Origin of the sequence: Cryobacterium breve (assembly GCF_027594785.1) — a bacterium.
In the GTDB taxonomy this organism is placed as follows: domain Bacteria; phylum Actinomycetota; class Actinomycetes; order Actinomycetales; family Microbacteriaceae; genus Cryobacterium; species Cryobacterium breve_A.
The window spans coordinates 3,360,723-3,382,152 of record NZ_CP075584.1; the positions used below are offsets into that span (position 1 = coordinate 3,360,723).

Annotated in this window: 15 protein-coding genes and 7 pseudogenes; 9 read left to right on the forward strand and 13 right to left on the reverse strand. The window is 69.8% G+C overall.

The features are described from left to right. Positions 1–18 precede the first annotated feature (18 nt). A complete protein-coding gene (locus KIV56_RS16355) occupies positions 19–876 on the forward strand; it encodes a Cof-type HAD-IIB family hydrolase (protein WP_281534263.1) in 858 nt (285 codons plus the stop codon). 79 nt (positions 877–955) lie between these two features. Here the strand turns inward: KIV56_RS16355 and KIV56_RS16360 are convergent, their stop codons facing one another. Beyond that, entirely contained in the window at positions 956–1,867 is a 912-nt protein-coding gene (locus KIV56_RS16360; RefSeq protein WP_281534264.1) for a hypothetical protein, read from the reverse strand. 791 nt (positions 1,868–2,658) lie between these two features. Between KIV56_RS16360 and KIV56_RS16365 the strand changes: the two genes are divergently transcribed. After that, the gene (locus KIV56_RS16365) at positions 2,659–3,339 is read left to right on the forward strand and encodes an iron-containing redox enzyme family protein (protein ID WP_281534265.1); all 681 of its coding nucleotides are present in this window, start codon (positions 2,659–2,661) and stop codon (positions 3,337–3,339) included. Here KIV56_RS16365 and KIV56_RS16370 read toward each other — a convergent pair. The 4 genes from KIV56_RS16370 to KIV56_RS16385 form a co-directional block, all read right to left on the reverse strand. Then, positions 3,336–3,932 carry an acetate uptake transporter gene (locus KIV56_RS16370; RefSeq protein WP_281534266.1) on the reverse strand — a complete coding sequence of 199 codons (597 nt, stop codon included), beginning with the start codon at positions 3,930–3,932 and terminating at the stop codon, positions 3,336–3,338. The two genes, KIV56_RS16365 and KIV56_RS16370, sit on opposite strands and share 4 nt — an antisense overlap. Positions 3,933–3,996: 64 nt before the next feature. Continuing rightward, positions 3,997–6,126 (reverse strand): hypothetical protein, encoded by a 2,130-nt coding sequence (locus KIV56_RS16375; protein ID WP_281534267.1) that lies wholly within the window; start codon positions 6,124–6,126, stop codon positions 3,997–3,999. A gap of 118 nt (positions 6,127–6,244) precedes the next feature. Next, the gene (locus KIV56_RS16380; protein ID WP_348648410.1) at positions 6,245–7,582 is read right to left on the reverse strand and encodes an MFS transporter; all 1,338 of its coding nucleotides are present in this window, start codon (positions 7,580–7,582) and stop codon (positions 6,245–6,247) included. Between the two features lie 64 nt (positions 7,583–7,646). Continuing rightward, positions 7,647–8,057, reverse strand: a complete 411-nt coding sequence (locus tag KIV56_RS16385; RefSeq protein ID WP_281534268.1) for a GNAT family acetyltransferase — start codon at positions 8,055–8,057, stop codon at positions 7,647–7,649. 121 nt (positions 8,058–8,178) lie between these two features. Here KIV56_RS16385 and KIV56_RS16390 point away from each other — a divergent pair, with 121 nt between their 5' ends. Next, positions 8,179–8,409 carry a helix-turn-helix domain-containing protein gene (locus KIV56_RS16390; protein ID WP_281534269.1) on the forward strand — a complete coding sequence of 77 codons (231 nt, stop codon included), beginning with the start codon at positions 8,179–8,181 and terminating at the stop codon, positions 8,407–8,409. A 29-nt stretch (positions 8,410–8,438) separates the two neighbouring features. Here KIV56_RS16390 and KIV56_RS16395 read toward each other — a convergent pair. The 4 genes and pseudogenes from KIV56_RS16395 to KIV56_RS16405 form a co-directional block, all read right to left on the reverse strand. Next, a pseudogene (locus KIV56_RS16395) lies at positions 8,439–8,925 on the reverse strand (aminoacyl-tRNA deacylase). Positions 8,926–8,955: 30 nt separating this feature from the next. Continuing rightward, a complete protein-coding gene (locus KIV56_RS16400; protein WP_348648411.1) occupies positions 8,956–9,630 on the reverse strand; it encodes a Ppx/GppA phosphatase family protein in 675 nt (224 codons plus the stop codon). A gap of 43 nt (positions 9,631–9,673) precedes the next feature. Next, positions 9,674–9,799: pseudogene (locus KIV56_RS19980) on the reverse strand (Ppx/GppA family phosphatase); the annotation flags it as partial. 120 nt (positions 9,800–9,919) lie between these two features. Continuing rightward, positions 9,920–12,088 carry an Ig-like domain-containing protein gene (locus KIV56_RS16405; RefSeq protein ID WP_281534270.1) on the reverse strand — a complete coding sequence of 723 codons (2,169 nt, stop codon included), beginning with the start codon at positions 12,086–12,088 and terminating at the stop codon, positions 9,920–9,922. Between the two features lie 237 nt (positions 12,089–12,325). Between KIV56_RS16405 and KIV56_RS16410 the strand changes: the two are divergent. The 4 genes and pseudogenes from KIV56_RS16410 (at position 12,326) to KIV56_RS16425 (ending at position 16,730) form a co-directional block, all read left to right on the forward strand. Further along, positions 12,326–13,577: pseudogene (locus KIV56_RS16410) on the forward strand (alanine racemase). After that, positions 13,574–14,887, forward strand: a complete 1,314-nt coding sequence (locus tag KIV56_RS16415) for a D-arabinono-1,4-lactone oxidase (RefSeq protein ID WP_281534271.1) — start codon at positions 13,574–13,576, stop codon at positions 14,885–14,887. The pseudogene KIV56_RS16410 and the gene KIV56_RS16415 overlap by 4 nt, the downstream one beginning before the upstream one ends. Before the next feature lie 191 nt (positions 14,888–15,078). Continuing rightward, positions 15,079–15,858, forward strand: a pseudogene (locus KIV56_RS16420) (glycoside hydrolase family 1 protein); the annotation flags it as partial. Between the two features lie 209 nt (positions 15,859–16,067). Then, positions 16,068–16,730, forward strand: coding sequence for a family 1 glycosylhydrolase (locus KIV56_RS16425; RefSeq protein ID WP_281534272.1), 663 nt, complete (start codon positions 16,068–16,070; stop codon positions 16,728–16,730). 126 nt (positions 16,731–16,856) lie between these two features. On the opposite strand, the gene KIV56_RS16430 is transcribed toward KIV56_RS16425, so the two are convergent. Together KIV56_RS16430 and KIV56_RS20635 are read right to left on the reverse strand one after the other, a co-directional pair. After that, on the reverse strand, positions 16,857–17,591 hold the full coding sequence (locus tag KIV56_RS16430; RefSeq protein WP_281534273.1) for an ABC transporter permease: 735 nt from the start codon (positions 17,589–17,591) through the stop codon (positions 16,857–16,859). A 396-nt stretch (positions 17,592–17,987) separates the two neighbouring features. After that, positions 17,988–18,410: pseudogene (locus KIV56_RS20635) on the reverse strand (ATP-binding cassette domain-containing protein); the annotation flags it as partial. A gap of 171 nt (positions 18,411–18,581) precedes the next feature. Here KIV56_RS20635 and KIV56_RS16440 point away from each other — a divergent pair. Together KIV56_RS16440 and KIV56_RS16445 are read left to right on the forward strand one after the other, a co-directional pair. After that, a pseudogene (locus KIV56_RS16440) lies at positions 18,582–19,150 on the forward strand (LemA family protein). Between the two features lie 12 nt (positions 19,151–19,162). Beyond that, positions 19,163–20,047, forward strand: coding sequence for a M48 family metalloprotease (locus tag KIV56_RS16445; RefSeq protein WP_281534274.1), 885 nt, complete (start codon positions 19,163–19,165; stop codon positions 20,045–20,047). Positions 20,048–20,144: 97 nt separating this feature from the next. On the opposite strand, the gene KIV56_RS16450 is transcribed toward KIV56_RS16445, so the two are convergent. Continuing rightward, positions 20,145–20,621 carry a DNA glycosylase AlkZ-like family protein gene (locus KIV56_RS16450; protein ID WP_348648579.1) on the reverse strand — a complete coding sequence of 159 codons (477 nt, stop codon included), beginning with the start codon at positions 20,619–20,621 and terminating at the stop codon, positions 20,145–20,147. A gap of 22 nt (positions 20,622–20,643) precedes the next feature. Further along, positions 20,644–21,357 (reverse strand): annotated as a pseudogene (locus tag KIV56_RS16455) (DNA glycosylase AlkZ-like family protein); the annotation flags it as partial. Positions 21,358–21,430: the final 73 nt, after the last annotated feature.

The following is a 21,430-nucleotide window of genomic DNA, read 5'->3' on the forward strand; positions in this document are numbered from 1 at the left end:
CCTCGTCTGGAGCAGATCATGATTTCCCCCCGCATCGCCTTCGTCGACGTCGACGGCACCCTCATCGACTCCGGGGAGGCGATCGCACCCTCCTCGATCGAGGCGGTGCGCCTCGCCCGACAGAACGGTCACCTGGTGTACCTGAGCACGGGGCGGGCGTCGGTGGAGATCTACCCGGCGATCCGGGAGATCGGCTTCGACGGGGCGATCAGCGCCGGCGGCGGATTCGCCGAAGTCGGCGACGACGTCGTGATCTCCCGCACGATGCCCGAAGCAGCGGTCGCCCGGATGGTCGGGTTCTACGAGGCCGCGGGCTACGACTTCTACCTGCAGTCCTACGACAAGCTCTACCCGAGCGCCGGAGTGCGCGCGCGCTACGCGACCTATCTCGAGGATGACAGGGAACGAAAGGGCGATCCCCGGCCAGACCTCGCCTCCGTCACCGGACCCGACGAACACCCGGTCCTGAAGGCCTTCGCCGACGTGCGGCCGCTGTCGTTCACCGGCATCGCCAAGTCGGTCTTCCTGGCCGGCGACCTCCGGGCGTTCGATCGCGTCTCGACCGCGCTTGGCGACGATTTCCACGTCATCACCGGCACCATTCCCCACATGGGTCGCGGCAGCGGCGAGGTGACCCTCGGCGGGGTGAACAAGGGCACCACGATCCTGCAGCTGCTCGACCTGCTTGGCCTCGACGCGGCATCCGCCATCGGCATCGGCGACAGCAGCAACGACATCGAAATGCTGCAGGTCTGCGGTGTCGGCATCGCGATGGGCAATGCCATCGACGAGGTCAAGTCCCACGCCGACGAGGTCACCACGTCGGTGCTCGATGACGGGGTCTGGAACGCCTTCCGCCGTCACGGCCTGATCTGAGCGGAGCCGGAGTGTCCGGGCACCTCCACCTCGCGCCGGTGAAGCGAGTTGCCGGAAGGTCCGGGCCGAGATCGTGGTCTCACGAATGGTCGTGAAACGACCACTCGACGGGGTCGCCCTCGACGAACGCGCGGACGCCTGCCCAGTGTGAGAGGTCAAGCTGAGCGACGGCCAGAGCGGGATCGGTGCCGGCACGGAAGACGATCTGCGCGTATGTGCCGGACACGGAATATCCGACGATGTCGTTGCGGCTGTCGAGAGCAGTGGCCAGGGCGAGTGCCCCGGTGAGAGAACTGCCCACGGACTCGAGCAGGACGGTCCGGGACCCGTTCGATCCGTCGTCTGGGATCCGGTCGGGGGTATATGCGTCGGCCCGAAGTGTGGGGCCGGGGAGGGTGGTCGTCACCGACGCATCCGCCAGGACGGTGCGCGCGACTCGCACCGAACGTGCGGCGAGCTCCACTGCGGGCAGACCGGACGAGATGACAGTGACATCAAGGTTGACGTTGCTCGTGTCGAAGATGAGGTCATCACCCTGTTCCCGCCACGAGACCGTGACACGGGATACGCCGTCGAGGGCCAGAACCAGTCGGGCGAGCCTCAGTCGGGGCTCATTCAGTGCAGCCTCCTGAGAGATGGCGACGTTCAGCCGATCGACGTCGAGCCGGACCATCAGCCGCGAGTCGGAACCGAGCTGGACGGTGGCGAGGGCCTGGGAAACGTGCCCGGCGAGGTGGCCCACTGCCGTGTCCGTGAGTCCGGGTGCAGCGGTGACGGTCAGGAAGCCGTTGTTTCGAAAGCTCAGATCTCCCGCGCTCGAGTGTGCGTCGCCCACGGAGGCGACACCGGGGATCGTGCTGAGTTCATCGCTGAGCCTGGCCAGGGACGACGTGGAGTCGGGGACGAGTGCTCGCGTGACGGCCGTTCCGCCCGTGGTGAAGGCGATCGGGAGGCCCACGCAGACGACAGCGACCACAGCCAGGACAACCATGCCTGCAGCGGCGGCGCCCACGCGACGAGTCCACCGTGTGTGGCGTGTCTCGACGGGGACGTCGGTCGCCTGACCTAGCAGGTCGTACATTTTGTCCCGATCAGAGCTGGGATCGCGGTCAAACGGCTTCATGATCCCAACCTAAGACATGGTTACGGCTTTCGATCGACTCCAGCCGTCGCCGGAGGATGGCCGTTCACCACCAACATTCCCGGCGATCGTGACGATTCGAGGTCGAGTCACGTCTTACTAGTGACTGTTTCCAATCCAGAACCGGCGAACAGTCCACGCCTGCCCCTTGTTTTCGGTGGAGGGCGTTTGAATCGTCACGTCGGCATACCGTCGCGACTCGATCGCAATACTGGAACGAGGCTCCATGCTCCACTCCACCGTCTCTTGCGCCACCCTGTCAGGCTCGCGGCCCGGTCAGCGAACGGCTCCTCGCCGCACTCTCCGGGCCCACCGAACGCGGAGGGACCGGCCTCGGCGGGTTCGAGGCGCTGGCGGTCGGTGCCCTCGGTCGCGTCCCAGACATCCTGGTCGATGAAGACCTGCAGCTGACTCTCTTCCTGCTATACCGCCTGCACTACGACGGAATTGTTCCGGGCGACGAGGAGTGGGAATGGCATCCCGATATCCTGGCCGCACGTGTCATCCTCGAGCACGGTTTCGAGGCCGCACTGCGGGCCTCGGCGCCGCAGCCACCACTGCCTACGGCGACCCGCGACGACGTCGCCCGTGCACTCTTCACCCTGACCGGGCACGAGCACAACCCAGGCCTGGCACTTTTCGTGGCGCGCGCGGCCTCCCGGCAGCAGGCCCTCGAGCTCCTCGTCCACCGCTCGGTCTACGCGCTCAGGGAAGCGGATCCGTACGCCTGGGGGATCCCGCGCCTGGCCGGTCGGTCCAAGTCCGCCCTCATTGAAATCCTCACCGATGAATACGGCGACGAGCGGGTCGAGCGGATGCACTCGGTCCTGTTCGCGGCCGCCCTGCTGGCGGCGGGGCTCGACGGGGGCTACGACGCATCCGTCGACGCGGTGCCGGCTATCACGCTCGCTTCCTTCAATGCGATCTCGATGTTCGGGCTCAACCGGCGCCTGCGCGGCGCGCTCGTCGGGCACCTGGCCGCGTTCGAGATGACGTCGACGATTCCCAGCCGCTTGTACTCCGATGGATTCCAGCGGCTCGGTTTTGACGACAGCGTGGCCCGGTATTTCGATGTGCACGTCGAAGCCGGCTTTGCGCGCGAACGGTCGGCCTGCCGGGACCTGGCCGGTTCACTCGCCGAGGACGACCCTGGTTCGGTCGGCGACATCATGTTCGGAGCGAGCGTGTTCCTGTCCCTCGATGACCGTCAGTCGGCGCATCTGCTCAGTAGCTGGGCGGACGGGCATTCCTCACTGCGATCCGACGCCCGGAAGACCACCGAGCTGGACCCGATCACGGTGCGGGAACCCGCAGGTTCCTAAGAGCGGGGAGCACCCACCGGAACCAGGATGCGTCCCCAGGTCGCGTTCACGACCGTGGCCGCCGAGCCGTACCAGGCGGCGAGCGCCGTCGCCAGGCCGAGCCAGCCGCCCGCCTGGCTGATGCCGCCGAGTCCCGTGAAAGCACCGATCGCGAGGGCGAGGAACGTCACCGTGAGCAAAGCGAACACGACGAGCGTGACCCGATTCGTCTTCACCGCCGCAATCGTCATATATCCGGTGAAGATGGCCCAGGCCAGCAGGTAGGCACCCACTCCGCTCGGTCCCGCCTGCTGGGCAACGGCCGGGTTGGTCTCCAGCCACCAGAACGAGAGCCAGAAGGCTCCGTACGAGGTGAACGCCGTTGCCGCGAAGGTATTGCCCCTCGCGAACTCCCACATTCCGGCCGCGAATTGTGCAAGTCCGCCGTAGAAGAGCGCGACAGCCAGCACGGATGCGCCGGCCGCGGGCACCCAGCCGGTGTTCGCCAGGCTCAGCACGAAGGTGGTGAGTGCGAATGCGCCCAGCCCGAGCGCTCCCGGATCTGCCGGCTTCGCGGGGACGGGCAGGGATTCGGGCACAGACATGACACTCATGGGACAACCTGACTTTCACTCGCCAGCGGTGCACCGAACGATGATTCGACCCTAGCCGACCGATTCACGAGGCCGTGCCGGTCTGGAAGTTCCAGGAGCTGGTCCCGATCACCTGCCGGGTGTCGATCGAGTAGTAGGTCTGGGTGAATTTCTGAATCACGAATTCCAGGGCTGCACCGTTGTTTGCGTTGCCCTGGCCCACGGCCGCATTCGAGAACACCCCGGTCAGGGTGGTCACGCTCACGGGGCGATGGTCGCTGGGATTCTGGTCCGTGAGCGTGAGAGTTCGAACCGTGCCGTCGACGATGCTGCCGATCGCCACGTCGCCGGTATCGGCGAGAGTGAGCTTCATCGAGTCGACGTAGGCATGCCCGCGCGTGGTCACCGATCCCGGGGCGCTGAACCGGAGGCATCCGTCGCCCGAGGCCACCGCGAAACGCTGTTGGGGAAGCGGGCCGACCACCCCGCTGATCGTGGCGAACCGGTCAAGCGGCATGGTCGAGGCACATTCCCCCAGGACGGTTCCCTCTGGGGAAGCGGCATCAGTGGAGGCGTCGAGGGCCGAATCGTATTGCGCGCCCACGCCCACCCTGCTGATATGGATTCCCACCCAGCCGACCGCGATCGGTGCATTGGAATCCGTCGCCAGGCCGGCTGAAAATGCGGTGAGCTCTGAGCTGTCGAAGGTGTACACGAGGGATCCCGCGGAACGATCACAGGGCACGGTCGTGAGGGCCGTGCAGGAGGCGCCTCCCGTGAGCCCGGGGTCGGTGCCGAGCTGGATCTTCAGCGATGTGAACGGCCTTCCGCTCAGCATCGAACTCTCCAGGAGGGCCGTCGACGTCGAAGCGCCGAGATCGAGGTAGACCGGCGACCACTCGACCCTGCCCGTCTGGGTACTCCCAGAGCCGGAGGTGACCGTGGCAGACATGGACCTGACGATGCACACCGTCGGTGCCTCGAACATCCTGCTGCTTGGGTTGGCGACTGTGCCGAAGCCGACGGTCACGAGCGCCGGGCTCCCAGAAGCCGCGCATTCCGCCGGGAACCCCAGTGCCACAGCGGCCGCGACCGAGCCGCCCGCCGGGCCGACGGGACCCGCAGCCCCGGTTGCTCCGGTCGCTCCGGTATCGCCTTTCGGCCCCTGTGCGCCGGTAGCGCCGTCGAGGCCTGGGCTTCCGGTAGGTCCGGTGGCGCCGGTGAGACCGACGGGTCCGGTGGCGCCGGTAAGACCTGTGAGTCCGATGGGACCGGTGGCACCGGTCTGGCCTGCGGCGCCCTGACTGCCGGTCGCTCCCGCAATTCCCATCATGCCCTGCTGCCCGGTCGGGCCGGTGAGGCCGATGATCCCCTGGACCCCGGCCGTTCCGGCGACCCCCGTCAGTCCCTGGATCCCCGTCGCGCCCATCACACCCTGGGCCCCGGTATCGCCTTTCTGGCCGTCCTTGCCGTCAAGGCCCGGCGCCCCGGTCGCCCCGGTGAGTCCGAGAGCGCCTTGAGCGCCGGTCTGCCCGGTGGCTCCCGTGGCTCCGGTGGCCCCCGTGGCTCCGCTGGCTCCGGTGGCTCCGGTGAGACCGGGCTGCCCGGTGAGCCCGGTCGCGCCCGTAAGCCCGACGGGGCCCTGGGCGCCGGTCGGCCCTGTTGCTCCGACATCGCCGCCAGGGCCCGTGGCACCCGGTGAACCCGTCGTCCCAGCGATTCCGTCGATGCCGTTGGCGCCGTTGGCGCCGGTGGTTCCGGTTGCTCCCGTCGGCCCGGTCATGCCTGTGGCCCCTATGGCTCCTGTCGCCCCCAGCGATCCGGCGGCACCCTGGATGCCGGTCTTGCCCGCTGTTCCGTTGGCTCCCGTCGGACCCGTCAATCCGATGATGCCCTGAACGCCCGCTGGCCCGGCGGCCCCCATCGATCCGTTGGCGCCAGCACGCCCGGTAGCACCCGCCGTGCCGTTCGTACCGTTCGTACCGTTCGTGCCGTTCGTGCCGGCCGTGCCGCTGGCACCGGTCGTTCCCGTGGCACCGGTCGCTGGACCGTCCCCCGTGGATGCGGGCGCGGGCGGATTCGCCGCAGATGCGACCACACTGGTCGACTGGGCCGAGAGGGTGGCGCTCGCGGCGCCCCAGGCGGCAGCAGCCGACAACGCGATGGTCAGAGCGGCAGCGGCCGCGATCAAGGTCATGAACCGTGCAGTGGCCAAGTGATTCTCCTGGAGTACCCCGGATGACCGGAGGATCGACGCGCTGTGGGCATCGCCGTGACGAACGGCGAGCTTGCATGCTATCGGATTTCCCTCTTGACCAGTAATAAGACTTCTGTCACGCCACGAGTGCAGTGTCGTATCGCGCCTGCAACCGGGCCGGTGTCGAGTTCCGACGGCTCAGGCGACGGAGGAGCCGCGGCTGCCGGCGGCCCGGGCGATCGACCAGACCACGACAACGCCGGCCAAAGCCATGGTGGCCAGGCCGAGCCCGGAATAGCCGACGGCGCCGAGCATCAGGCCGGCCAGGGGCGCCGCCGAGGGCGCCGGCCGCATTCATCGACAGGTCGGAGAAGCCCTGGAGGGCTGCACGGTCGTTCAGGCCGACCGCCTCACCGATGAGGGCTGAGCCGGCGACGACGGATGCCGACCAGCCGAGTCCGAGCAGGATCAGGCCGATCGTCATGACGGTGCTCGAGTCTCCGGCGAGCCAGAAGAGCGTGAGTGACGAGAGCAGCAGGGCCTGGCCGGCAAGGATGACGGGCATCCGCCCTGCCCGGTCGGCCAGCCAGCCGAAAACGGGGGAGAGGGCGTACATTCCGGCGACGTGGAGGCTGATCGTGAGGCCCACGACCGTGAGGGTGGCGCCGTGCTCGCGCAGGTGCACGGGAGCCATCGACATCAGGGCGACCATCGTGGCATGGCTCAGTGCGATCACAGCGACGGCATAACGGGCGGAAGCGGTGGTGCGCAGGATGACCAGGCCGCCGCGGGGGCGGGGCGCTGCTGCGTCCGTTCCCCGGGCAGCGAGGGCGGTCAGGAGTGGGTCGGGTCGCAGCCCGATCGTGTACACGATCGCCGCGCCCACCGTGGCGAGCAGGGAGAACGCGAAGGCACCCGTCATCGGCGGCAGGCCCAGGGCGGCGCCGACGACCTCGCCGGGGCCGAACAGGTTCGGTCCGAGCACGGCACCGATCGTCGTGGACCAGACCACGATCGACAGATCGCGGGCTCGGAAGGCCTGGCTCGCCAGGTCGGTGGCGGCGAATCGGGCCTGCAGGTTGGCGGCCGATCCGGCGCCGAGCATCATCAAGGCCAGGAGCAGGAGGGCGAAGACGTTGATGGAGACCGCGGTGATCGCAAGCACGGCGCCGGCACCGGCAACGAGCGAACCGGTCGCAAGGGAAAGTCGTCGCCCCCTGGCCTGGGCGAGCCGTGCGAGGGGGACGGCGACGAGGGCCGCGCCGAGAGTGCTCATCGTGGCGGCCATGCCCGACCAGGAGCTCGACCCGGACAGCTGAGCCGACAGAAGGGCACCGAGGGAGAGGGTCGCCCCCATGCCTATTCCCCCGAGGATCTGTCCCGCGACGAGCACGCCGACGACCTTGCGCTGCAGTGGTCCGTGGGCGGGTCGCCCGGCCAGCGAGGTCTCGGCGGCTGACGATTCGTTGGACACAGGTGCCTTCCGTTGATTACTGATTCAGGTATACCCGCAGGGGTATCGGTGTCAGGCTATCGCTTCAGCGGAGCCACTTCGCGCGAACCTGGACATCGGCATCCTCGTAGCCGAGACGATCATAGAAGGACAGCACTGCCGCGTTGGCCGAGCGGACCATCAGCTGCAGCTTCACGACGTCCCGTTCCCGGAGCCAATCCTCCGCGGCGACCATCAGTCGCCGTCCGAGTCCGTTACCGCGGTGGGTGTCGTCGACGGCGAGGTAGTACACCCAGCCGCGGTGGCCGTCGTGGCCGACCATCACGGTTCCGATGAGGATCTTCCCGTCGAACAACCCGAGCACGGTCGATGTCTCCCCGGCCAGCGCGCGCAGCAGGTCGAGCTCGGGCGGGTTCCAGGGTCGGGTGAGCCCGGCCTGGTCCCAGAGCGCGGATGCGCTTCTGAGGTCCGCCGGAGTCCGGTCGGCTATGTGCATGACCCGATTCTTCCACCTCCCGTCGGAGGCTCTTTCGGAGCGCGACGGATAGCGGTTGAATGTCCGCGACAGCCGCTGTGTCACCCAGTCACCCAGTCACCATTCGACGCGGGAGGAACCGATGCTCGAGCATGCGCCGCGCCGAAGCGCCAGGATCGCCGAGGAGATCCGCGGCGAGATGGGGTACCAGAACCGGACCCTGAAGGAGCTGTCGGCGGCGACCGGAATCTCGATGGCCATCCTGCGCCGACGGCTCACGGGGGAGAAGTCGTTCTATGTCGAGGAACTCGAGCGGATCTGCCGCTACCTGAACATTTCCGTGATCGACCTCATCGAGCGCACCGAGCTGTAGAAGGCCCTGGCCGTCACGTGCGCCGGCGGTTACGCGCGCGGTTTGAGCGGGTCGGTGATGTCGGCGACGGTCGCGCCATATGCGTCGATCAGGGCATCGGCGTCCACGAATGCGGAGTAGCCGTGCTCGCCGGCGCCCATCGCGACCCGGCTGCCCCGGAGGCGTTCGTCGGCGAAAGACGGGCCAGGCGGTCGTGCTGCCGAGCGGGGTGATCGTGCCGCGCGAGTAGCCGGTCGCGGCCAGGGCCACGTCCTCGTGCGGCAGCGAGAGCTTGTTCACGCCGACCAGCGCACGCAGCTTCGCCCAGCTGATCTGCCGGTCGCCGGGCACGAGCGCAAAGAGATAGTCGCCGTCGTGCCGCTTGACTACGAGCGATTTGACGATGCCGGACGGGTCGATTCCGAGGAGCCGTGCGGCGCTCTCGAGGCTGTCGGCCGCCGGCCGCGGGACGATGTCGATCTCGAGTCCGCGGGCGCGGGCATCCGCTGTCACCCGTTCACGCCCCGTTTCAGTCATGGGGCGAGTCAATCACACCCGTGCGGCAGGTCAGCCCAGGCGGTCGAGGTAGCGCAGGATGATGCCCTCACGCAGGGCCCAGGGCGAAACCTCGAGTTCGTCGACCTTGAGGGCGGCCATCGCGGCCTGGAGCACGATGCCGCCGGCAACGATCTGGAACGTGCGGTTGGCAGTGATGCCGGGCAGGGCCGGGCGGGCGTCCGCGGGAATGCGAGCCAGACGGGGCACCCAGTCGGCGAGCTGGGCGCGGCTGAGCAGCATCCGCTCTCCCGAACCGAAACCGTCCGAGGTGTACCCGGCGAGCTTCGCGAGAGACCTGATCGTCTTGGAGGAGCCGACGACGTGGTGCGGGGCCGGCTGTCCCGCGAAGGACGCGACGGCCTCGGCGAGCACGTCGGCCGCGTGCGCGCGCAGGGCCGCAACCTCCTCGGGCAGCGGCGGATCGTGGTGCAGGAACCCGACGGTCGTGCGCCCGGCGCCGAGCGGGACCGAGAGGGCCACCGTCGGTGTCTCGTTCGCGCCGGCGGCGATCTCGAGCGATCCGCCGCCGATGTCGAACAACAGGATGTCCCTGGCCGACCAGCCGTACCAGCGTCGCACCGCCAGGAAGGTGAGGCGGGCCTCGTCCTCGCCGGAGAGGACCTGGAGGGCGACGCCGGTCTCCCGCTCGATCGTCGCGAGCAGGCTCAGGACCGTTCGTGGCATCGCGCAGGGCGGAGGTCGCGAACGGGAGCAGGTCGTCGACCTGGTGGTGACTCGCGACATCGGCCGCATGCTGCACCGCGGACAACACGGCCGCGCAGCCCTCCTCGGTGATCGCCCCCTCCGGGGTGAGATACCGCATCAACCGGAGGACGGCCTTGTCGGAGGCCATCGGCACCGGTTGGGCGCCGGAATGGGCATCGACGACAAGCAGGTGGACGGTATTCGAACCGACGTCAATGACTCCCAGGCGCACAGTCCGACGATACCGTGCCGGAGGAGCCGTCGCCGCCTATGGGGTGAGCTCAGGGACGACGAAGCGCTGCCACGCCCAGGCGCTCACGCTGAGTGCCGCGAAGAGCCCGGAGGCGACCCACATCAGGGTCACGCTGCCCTCGCCGTGCCACAGCCCGACGACGGGGCTGAGGACAGCGAACATGACTGTGAAGGCGGCGAGGGTCAGCCCGACCCAGGTGAGCGGCGACCACGCGACGATGCTGCGCCCGCTTGTGCTGCCGATCGGGACGAGCACGAGCAGCGCCGATCCGACCGCGGTCAGCACGACGCTGTTGGCGACTTCGGCGGCGAGCAGGTCTCCGAAACCGCCGCCGGTGGGCAGCACCCCGAGCACGAGCCAGCCGAGGACCGCGAGCGCGAGCAGGCTTCCGGCACGCAGCGCCGCAAGCTGGCCGCGATGGATCGCGCTGTGGCCGCTCGACACGGCGACGCTCCCCAGCAGTCCGAAGAGCAGGGCCGGGTGGATCTCGAACGCGCGCGAGCCGAGCGCAGTCACCGCGACGAGCAGGAGGTAGCGCGGCAGGAAGGTGACGGATGCCGGCACGCCCCACACCCGCGAGCTCCACCACTGCGGCACGAGGGCTCCGGCCGTATTGACGACGATGAGTGCGAGCACGACGGCGAGCAACAGCCTCAGGTAGGCGGGCTGGCTCGACACGGTGCCGGAGAGCATGATGAGCGTCGCCGCAGCCGCGATCGCGGCGGCCGCGAGCAGCCAGCGGTTCACGACCAGGGTCGGGGCCCTGTCGAATTCCTCGCTCGCCTGGTTGCGGCCCGAGAGGGCGCTCGTGTTCCAGAGCGGACGACCGTCCCGTGCCCGCACGATGGTGCCGCTCAGCAGGCGGGCGGGAATGACGAGCAGCACGAGGGCGCCGACGGCGAAGAGCACGGCCTCGAACCAGGAGAAGTCGGCGTTCGAGCCCGGGGGCAGCACCGCGCTCGTGAACTGGGTCGGGTCGTTCCAGCCGCCGGGGAGGGAGGATCCGTGCCCGGATGCCGAATCGCCGCCGCTCGCAGGCGGAATGGGGGCCGGCGCAACGGACGTTGCGGTCGACGAGGGCGTCGGGGTCGCGGTGGCGCTCTCGGAGGGGGTGCCCGGAGCCGGAGCCGGAGCAGAGGCTGACGGGGAGGCGCTCCCGGCAGGAGGAGCGGGCGACGTCGAGGGGTTGGCCGACGGTGACGCGTCCGGAGCGGGACCGAAGTCGACGCCGAGGCCGGGGCTTCCCTGACTCTGGTTGCCTGCGGCATCCTGTTGGACGGCGATCACCCGATAGCTGCCCGCGGTGACCGTGCCCGTCGCGGTGCAGGCCCAGGTGCCTGCGGTGACCGCGACGGTGCACAGGGAGTATGGTCCGGCGAACACGGTGACGGCGGCGCCGTCCTCTCCCGTCCCCGCATAGCTCGACCCCGCCTGGGGCACCCGCGCGCCGGCGGTCGGTGACGAGACGACGGGAGCGGCGGGTCGGTCGAAGTCGAAAAGGATGCTTTTCGGGGCGCTGTCGTTCGACCAGCTGGGTGCGCTGAACCCGGTCTGCTGCGCGGCCGTCACGGTGTGGGTGCCGCTGCTCGGGAGGTTCGGGAACGTGCACGACCACGCCCCGCCCGTGTCGGCCGTCGCCGGGCAGGTCTCTCCGGTCGAGACCGAGGCGACGACGGATGCCCCCGGGTACGCGGACCCCCGGACGGTTCCGTTCGACGCCGGGGCGCCGAACGGTCCGCCCGCCACGACGGGTTCCCCGAGTACGTCGATCGTTTCTTCTGCGGTGAGCGTCGAATCACCCGTCACGACGACCTTCAGGCGGACGTGCTGCCCGCTCGGGAGGTTCGCGGTGCAGGACCAGTCCGTCGCAGGCGATGCAGCGATGATGCAGAGCGGGTCGCCCGCACCCGGGTTGAGGAGCTGGATCTCCTGGCTGGCCGAGCGGGTGCCCGAGACCGTGGTGGTCGAACGGCCGACGAAGGTGCCGGGGGGTGGGCTGTCGATTGTGGGTGATGCCGACAGCGGGGTTGCGGCCGGCCCGCTCGGCGGTGGGGTCGCGGCGTGGGCGGCGTCGGCGCCCATCGGAAGACCGCCGAGGCTCAGTAGCAGAAGCCCTGCGGTGATGAGCAGCGACGGCACGGCCACCCGGATCGGTGACCGGGCGCCACGAAGCGCGATAAGCATCCGCCGCGTTCGTCGACCATGACGGGACTGCGGCGGGCCGGCGCAAGCGAAGCGTGAGCGATGCATAGGTCCCCCCTGCCTCCATTTCAGGGGTCATCCTCCCGATTGTCAACGTGCAACGCGCAAGAGCGACGATCGTGCGCGGGATTGTTATCTGCCACGGGACGCGGGCGTAGGGCATACTGACGGACACGAGGCGGATTCGCCGCCCCGCCGTCAGACAGGGCCGATCTCGCCATGACGCTTCCCGACCTGAGCGCTCCCGCCACCGGAACGCCCTGGCTTCGACCGGAAAGCTACTGGCCGGCGCTGACCGAGGCCACCCGCCAGCTCGACACGCCCATCGCGGCGCTACACCTTGGGGCGCTCCGCCACAACACCCACGACATGTTGCGGCGCGCCGGCGGAACCCCGATCCGCGTCGCCTCGAAGTCGATCCGCGTCCGCGGCGTGCTCGAGGCCATCCTCGCCGTTCCCGGCTACCGGGGCGTGCTCGCCTACACCCTGGCCGAGGCGCTCTGGCTCGCGGAATCCATCGAGGACGTCGTCGTCGGCTATCCGAGCGTGGACCGAGCGGCGATCGCGGCCCTCTGCCGTTCGGCGCTCCTCGCCTCCCGGGTGACCCTCATGGTCGACTCGCTCGCCCAGGCTCGACCTGATCGACGCGGTGATCCCGCCGCACCGGCGTGAGGTGATCCGCCTGTGCATCGAGCTCGACGCCGGCTGGCGGAACCCGGTGCTCGGCCACCTCGGCGTGCTGCGCTCGCCGGTGCACACCGCCCAGGAGGCCAGGGAGGTCGCGGCGGCCATCGTCGCGCGTCCCGGCTTCGCGCTCGTCGGCCTGATGGCGTACGAATCGCAGGTCGCCGGTCTCGGCGACCGGCCCGCCGGTCGCGGCCCCCGCGCGCTCACCACCGGGATCGTCAACCGGTGGGTGCGCCGCCACTCGATCGCGGAGCTCGGCGTGCGCCGCGCCGCCGCCGTCGCGGCCGTGCGCGAGGTCGCGCCGATCGAGTTCGTCAACGGCGGAGGGACCGGTTCCCTCGAGAGCACCCACGCGGATGCCTCGGTCACCGATATCGCCGCGGGCAGCGGCTTCTTCGGCGGGCACCTCTTCGACAACTATTCGGCGTTCACGCCGGCGCCCGCCGCGGCCTTCGCCCTCTCCGTGGTGCGGAAGCCGAGCCCGGATACCGCGACACTTCTCGGCGGCGGCTGGGTCGCATCCGGACCGCCGGGTACCGACCGGTTGCCGGCCGTCGCCTGGCCGCCCGGACTCGCCGTCGTGCCCCGCGAAGCCGCCGGCGAGGTGCAGACCCCGCTCTCCGGGCCCGGGGCTGCGGCACTCGACGTCGGCGACCGGGTCTGGTTGCGGCACACCAAATCGGGGGAGCTCAGCGAACACGTGACAGAATTCGCAGTGGTGGATGACGGCCGGGTCGTCGACCTGCTGCCCACCTACCGCGGCGAGGGGAAGGCGTTCCTGTGACGAACACCGGTGCGCTCTGGCGGAACTGGGCGCGCAGCGAGTCCGTCCGGCCGGCCAGGGTCGAGCGGCCCACGAGCGTCGCGGCCGTGCAGCGTGCGGTCGTCGCCGCGGCGAAATCCGGGATTCCGATCAAGGCCGTCGGATCGGGGCACAGCTTCTCCGGCATCGCCGTCGCCCCCGGTGTGCTCCTCGACCTGGCCGACCTCTCCGGCATTGTCGGCGTCGACACGGCCACCGGCCGGGTCACCCTCGCCGCGGGCACCCGCCTGCACCGGATCCGCGGCCTGCTCGCACCTTACGGGCTCCACCTCGCCAACATGGGCGACGTCGACCGGCAGACGATCTCCGGCGCCACGTCGACGGGAACCCACGGCACCGGGGCCGCCTTCGGCGGACTCGCCACCCAGATCGTCGGCCTCACCCTCGTCACCGGAGACGGCAGCCTCCTGCACGTGAGCGAGACCGAGAACGCGGAGATCTTCCCGGCCGCCCGGCTGGGCCTCGGTGCGCTGGGCATCCTCGTCGACGTGACGATCCAGTGCGTCCCGGCGTTCCTCCTGCACGCCGTCGAACAGGCCGAGCCGCTCGGCGAGGTGCTCGACACCTTCGACGAGCGCAGCCGCGCCGCAGACCACTTCGAGTTCTACTGGTTCCCGCACACCGAGAAGGCCCTCACCAAGACGAACACCCGGCTGGACCCGTCTGCCGGGCGCGCGCCTCTCGCACCGGTCTCCCGCTGGATCGACGACGAACTGCTCGCCAACGGCGTCTTCGGGGCGCTCTGCACGATCGGGGCGGTGCTCCCGCCCTCCGTGCCGACCATCAACCGGGTCGCCGAACGTTTCATGGCACGGCGGGAATATACGGATGCCTCGACGCGCATCTTCGTGAGTCGGCGCGCCGTGCGCTTTCACGAGATGGAATACGCGCTCCCGGTCGCCGCGATCCCGGCGGCCGTGCGCGAGGTCCGCGCCCTCATCCAGCGCTCCGGCTGGCGGATCTCCTTCCCGATCGAAGTGCGGTCCGCCGCCGCGGACGACGTGTGGCTGTCCACGGCCCACGGCCGGGAGACCGGGTACATCGCCGTGCATCGCTTCTACCGGGAGAACCCCGGGGAGTACTTCACCGCCGTCGAGGCCATCATGCGCGCGCACGACGGGCGCCCGCACTGGGGCAAGATGCACACGAGGGACGCAGAGTCCCTCCGCGAGACGTATCCGCACTTCGACGACTTCCTCGCTGTCCGCGACCGGCTGGACCCGGAACGTCGGTTCGCCAACCGGTACCTCGAGCGAGTGCTCGGGCGCTGAACCCGGGCCGGTCCGCGCGTGCCGGGCTGACCGAGTGGATGCCGGCCGGCGTGCCCTGCGCGGATACCGGCGACCTGACCCCGTGACCCTGGACCCACGAATCGGTGCGGGTTCGCCGCGGCGCGTGACAGGCTGGTGACCTGCGGACCTCGGCCGCACCACGAACACCAGCGGGAGAGAGTCCTCGGACGATGAGCAGCAAGCCGATCAACACCAACACGGTCGCCGGCCGAGCCTGGCCGCACCGCGCCAACGAACTCGGTGACCGGCTGCCTGACGGCTTCACGATCGGGGTCGCGAGCTCCGCGTTCCAGATCGAGGGCGCGGCCCGCGACGGCGGTCGCGCCGAATCGGCCTGGGACCCGTTCACGGCCACCGCCGGCCGCATCGTGGACGGCTCGAACGCATCCGTCGCCGCCGACCACTACAACAAGCTGCCCGAAGACCTCACCCTGCTGGGCGAGCTCGGTGTCGACGCGTATCGCTTCTCCTTCGCCTGGTCGCGGGTGCAGCCCGACGGACGCGGGGCGCTCTCGCGCGCCGGGCTCGCGTTCTACGACCGGCTCGTCGACGGACTGCTCGCCGCCGGCATCCGCCCGATGGCGACGCTGCAGCACCGCGACCTGCCCCTCGCCCTGCGCGGCGGCTGGCTGAACCGCGACACGTCCTCGCGCTTCGCCGACTATGCCTACGAGCTCGGGGCCGTGTTCGGCGACCGGGTCGACGCCTGGGTCACCCTCGACGAGCCCGCGACCGTGACCCTCGCCGGCTACGCCCTCGGCACGGATGCTCCCGGCGAGGCCCGCCTGTTCGCCGCGCTGCCCGCGGCGCACCACCAGCTCCTCGGCCACGGCCTCGCCGTGCAGGGTCTCCGCGCCGCCGACGTGCGCGGGGGCATCGGAATCGCCAACGCGTACTCGCCGGTTCAGCCGGCAAGCGACAGGGAGGCCGACGAGGTCGCCGCCGCCCTCTTCGACCTGCTGCACAACCGCGTTTTCGCCGACGCCGTCCTCCTCGGGAGCTACCCGGCGCCGCCGGAGCCCTACGAGACCGAGCCTGCGGCTCCTGCTCGAGACGGAGCCGGAGGACCTGCGCACCATCCACCAGCCGCTCGACTTCTACGGTCTCAACTACGTGCAGCCGTCGCGGGTCGCCGCGGGGCCCGTCCCCGTCGCGAGCAGTGCGGTCGCCGGCGGCGGTCCCTCCGGCAACGGCGCGGGCGGGCGCGCGGGGCGAAGCCGGCGCGGGCTCAGGCCCCCGCGGGCCGGGATCCCGCGGCCCCGGCTCCCGCGGGCCGGCGAGCCGGGCCGGCGGCCCCGGTGGGCCGGGCGCCGCCGGCTCGGGCACCGGACCGCGCACCGCCGCGAACGCCGGCCGTGTCGACGAGAACGCGCCCGTGGTCTCGTTCCCGTTCCACGTGCTCCCGTTCCGCGAGTTCACCGTCACCGGGGCCGGACGCGCGATCGCCCCCGAATACCTTGGCGTCGCCCTCTCCGAGCTCGCGACCCGGTATGGCGACGCCCTCCCGCCGGTGTACCTCACGAGCCTCGGAGCGAGCTTTCCCGACCAGGTCGACAGCCGCGGCGCCGTCGACGACCCAGCCAGGATCGACTACCTCGCCGAACATCTCGTCGCCGCGCTCGACGCCGTCGCTCCGGGCAAGCCGGCGGCCGGGGTCAGCCTCCGCGGAGCCTTCGTCTGGTCCCTGCTCGACGGTTTCGAGTGGACCGCTGGCTATACCCAGCGTTACGGCCTGGTGCGCGTCGACTTCGCAGACCCCGAACGGAAGCGCACGCCGAAGTCCTCATACCGGTGGCTCCAGAGGGTACTCTCCGCCCGCTGACCCGCCCCCGGCATCCGTTCGCCGAACCGATTCGACGGAGATTTTCGATTCTGAACCGGTTCAGCAGGCCGCTAACGTGCCGAAAACCCAAAAACTCCGTCGAATTGGTGAGGGGCGGAGGGGTGGTCAGGGGGTGCGGCGGCGGAGCGTGATCGAGCCGAGGACGACGGCTCCCACGATCCACGCCCCGATGATGAGCAGTTCGCCGCCGATGTAAGCGGTGTCCTGCGAATTCGAGGCGACGGCCTGGAGGGCGTCGATCGCGTGCGAGAGCGGGAGCCAGTCGCTGATGATGCGCAGGGCGTCCGGAAGCTGCTCGCGGGGGAGGAAGATGCCGCCGAGCAGGATCTGCGGGAAGACGAGCGCGGGCATGAACTGCACGACCTGGAACTCGGTGCGGGCGAATGCGCTCGCGAGCAGCCCGAACGTCGTGCCGAGCACGGCGTCGGCGACGGCGACCGCGAGCAGCAGCCAGACCGAACCGGCGATCGTGAGGCCGCACACCCAGACCGCGTACCCGACAGCGACCGCGGACTGCAGCACGGCGAGCAGCCCGAAGGCGAGGGTGTAGCCGAGGATGAAGTCGCCCTTGCCGAGCGGCATCGAGAGTAGCCGCTCGAGGGTGCCCGTGCGGCGCTCCCGCAGGGTCGTGATGCTCGTCACGAGGAACATCACGATGAACGGGAACAGCGCGATCATCGCCGGCCCGATGGTGTCGAACACCGGGGTGTCGGAGAATATCCAGGCGACCAGGCCGATCAGGAGGCTCGGGACCACGAGGAGCAGCACGATCGTGCGCGGGTCGTGCCGGATCTGGGTGAGCACCCGACCGGCCGTCGCGAGCGTGCGACGCGGGTTCACAGCGCACCGTCGATCCCGGTCGGCCCGGCACCGGTCGACGGGTCCCGTTTCGACGGGTCCGGGTCCACCGTGTCCTGGGGCGACGGGTCTTCCGACGACGGATGCCGCCGGATCAGGCTCAGGAACGCGGCCTCGACGTCCTCGGTCGCGGTCGAGGCGAGCAGCCCGGCCGGGGTGTCGTCCGCGAGGATCTCTCCGTCCCGCATCAGAAGGAGCCGGTCGCAGCGGCCGGCCTCGTCCATGACGTGGCTCGACACGAGCAGGCTCGTGCCCGCGGCGGCGAGCCGGTGGAACAGCTCCCACAGGCTCCACCCGAAGCACAGGGTCGAGGCCGACGGTGGGTTCGTCGAGCACGAGCAATTCAGGGGACCCGAGCAGCGCGCCGGCGAGCGACACCCGGCTGCGCTGGCCGCCCGAGAGCGAACCGACGAGCTGGCCGGCGTATCGTCCGAGGTCGGTCGCGTCGATCACCCGGTCGACGTCGTCGGCGGGTGCGCCGATCACCGCGCGGAAGTACTTCAGGTTCTGCCGCACGGTCAGGTCGTCGTAGACGCTCGCATCCTGGGTCACGTAGCCGACCCGGTTCCGCAGCGAGACCGAGCCGGCCGGGCGGCCGAGCACGATGACCTCCCCGGACTGGACGAGCTGGACGCCGACGATCGCGCGCATCAGCGTCGTCTTCCCGCATCCGCTCGGCCCGATCAGGCCGACGACGAGGCCGCGGGGCACCGTGAGGCTCAACCCGTGCAGCACCGGATGCCTGCCCCGGCGGGCGAACAGATCCGTCACGTGGACCGCTGGCGCAGAGAGATGGCTCATGTCCTCGATTATTCGCCCGTCCGGCCCGAAAGGACCATGGATCGGGGGTGTTTCTTGGAGTCTGGTGGGAAGCGGATGAGAGTGTCAGGCCGCGTCGTTATGATGGCAACATTGTTCGTATGCCGCCGCGGCCCGCTCGCTCGCACCGCTGAAACACAAGGAGACGCTGCCATGGAATGGCTCATCCCGCTACTCATCGTTGTTGTGCTTGTCGTCATCGTCGGAATCTACTTCTGGGCGACCTACAACTCCCTCGTGACCCTCAAGGTGCGGGTTGACGAGGCGTGGAGCGACATCACCGTGCAGGCTCAAGCGGCGTGCCGACCTCATCCCGAACCTGATCGAGACGGTCAAGGGCTACGCAGCCCACGAGAAGGCGGTCTTCGAGAACGTCGCCAAGGCCCGCGCCGAATCGATCAGCGCATCGACCCCCGCGGACGCCGCAGCCGCCGAGAACCACATGCAGTCGGCCCTGCGCAGCATCTTCGCGGTCGCGGAAGCGTACCCGCAGGCTCCAGGCCAGCCAGAACTACCTGCAACTGCAGGCCGAGCTCGTCGACACCGAGGACAAGATCCAGGCCTCGCGCCGCTTCTACAACGGCGGCGTCCGTGAGCTCAACACCAAGATCCAGGTCTTCCCGAACAACCTGATCGCGAAGAACCTCGGCTTCACCCAGCGCGACTTCTTCGAGGTCACCGACTCCGCAGCCATCGCGGAGCCGCCTCGCGTGCAGTTCTAGCGGCGGGCACAGATGTACAGCGCGATTGCGCGGAACAAGCGCAACACGGTCTTCATCATCATCCTGTTCCTGGCGATCATCGCCGGGCTCGGCTGGATCGCCAACGCGGCCTACGGACGTGGCGGCTACGGCATCCTGATCCTCACGATCGTCGTCGCCGCCGGCTACGCCCTCGTGCAGTACTTCGCGGCCGGGCGCCAGGCGATCGCGATGAGCGGCGGGATCCGGGTGAACAACAAGGCGGAGCATCCGCGGCTCTGGAACACCGTCGAGAACCTGTCGATCACGACCGGCTCGCCGATGCCGGAGATCTACATCATCAATGACCCCGCCCCGAACGCGTTCGCGACCGGGCGCGACCCGGAGCACGCGATCGTCGCCGCGACGACGGGCCTCCTCGCGATCATGGACGACGCGGAACTCGAGGGTGTCATGGCGCATGAGCTCGGGCACGTGCGCAACTATGACATCCGGGTGTCGATGGTCGTCTTCGGCCTCGTCGTCGCCGTCGGCTTCATCTCGGACATGTTCCTGCGGATGGCGTTCTTCGGCCGCAACAACAACAACAACGGCAACCCGGTCGTCATGGTCTTCGGGCTGGTCGCGATGATCGTCGCGCCGCTCGTCGCCAGCATGGTCCAGCTCGCCGTCTCCCGGCAGCGCGAGTACCTCGCCGACGCCACGAGCGCACTGACCACGAGGCACCCGGATGCCCTCGCGAGCGCCCTCGCCAAGCTCGAGACCTACGGGCGCCCGATGCAGAAGCAGAACACGTCGATGGCGCACCTGTGGATCGCGAACCCGCTCAAGCCCGGCATGATGGCGAAGCTGTTCAGCACGCACCCGCCGATCGAGGACCGGATCGACCGGCTGCACGCCATGGGCAACAAGTTCTGACGACCGACCACCCGTCGCGCGCCAACTGCGCCGCTCCGCGCCAGGCATGCCTGGCGCGCACCGGCGCAGTTGGCGCGGCAGTGCGCTCACCCGTCCGTCAGGCGAGGAGGGCGGCGAGTGCCGGCGCGAGGGTGCCCCGCGGCGCGACCGCGATCGCCCCGAGCCCCTGCCAGAGGGCCGTCGCGCGCAACACGGGCGCGAGGCGCTCGGCGGTGTCGGCCGGGGCATCCGCTTCTGCCCACGCCGCCTGCACCCGCAGCACACCCGCCTGCCGGTCGTTCTTGAGGTCGACCCGGCCGACCAGGGTGTCGCCGAGCAGGATCGGCAGCGAGTAGTACCCGAAGACCCGTTTCGGTTCCGGGGTGTAGATCTCGATCCGGTAGTGGAAGCCGAACAGGCGGAGGGCCCTGGCCCGGTCCCAGACCACGGGATCGAACGGCGAGAGGACCGCAGCGGCGTCCAGGGCCCGAGGCAACCGGGCGTCCCGGTGCAGCCAGGCAGCGCCGGGGCCGCCTCCCGGGCCCCAGCCCGGCACCGTGACGGGGATCAGCTCTGCCGGCCTCCTCGAGGTCACGGATCGCGACGAGGGTCGCCGGGGTCTTCAGCCGGAAATAGTCGGCGAAGTCCTTCGCCGTGCCGATGCCGTGCGCCCGCGCCGAGCGGCGGACGAGTTCGCGGTGCGCGTCGTCCCTGCTCACCGTGCGGTCGAGCAGGTCAGTGGGCAGCACCTGCTCCGGCAGGGCGTAGACCCGTTCGAACCGGCTGCGGCCCGCGGTGACGACGTCGCCCCAGCGGAACAGCGTCTCGAGGCCGCTCTTAACGTCCGACCAGCCCCACCAGGGGCCGCTGCGCTTGTTCGCGTCGTGCTCGATCGCACTCGCAGGCAACGGGCCCGTGGAGGCCAGTTCAGCGAGCAGCCACTCGAGCATCGGCCGGTTGGACTGCGACCAGGCGCCCGGCGTCCGAGCCGAACGCTCGCGGAAGTCCTCCATCCGCCACGCGAACAGCGGCCGGCTCTCGAGCGGCACGAAGGAGGCCTCGTGCGCCCAGTACTCGGTGTAGCGCGCCTGCTTTCCGACAGCGAAGGTCAGCCGGTCGAGCTGTGTCTTGTCGTAGGCGCCGAGCCGGCTGAACGCCGGGAGGTAGTGGCTGCGCTCGAAGACGTTGACCGAGTCGATCTGCAAGAGCCCGAGCCGGGTGATCAGGGCGTCCAGCTGGCGGATGCCCGGGGCGGCCGGGGAAGGACGCCCGAATCCCTGCGCGGCGAGGGCCACTCGTCTGGCGAGTGCGGGGGAGAGGGACTGAGCCATTCCTCGACCCTAGCGAGGACAGGGGACAGTCACTGTCTGCGATTGCCTAGACTGGTCCGATGACGGAATCCGC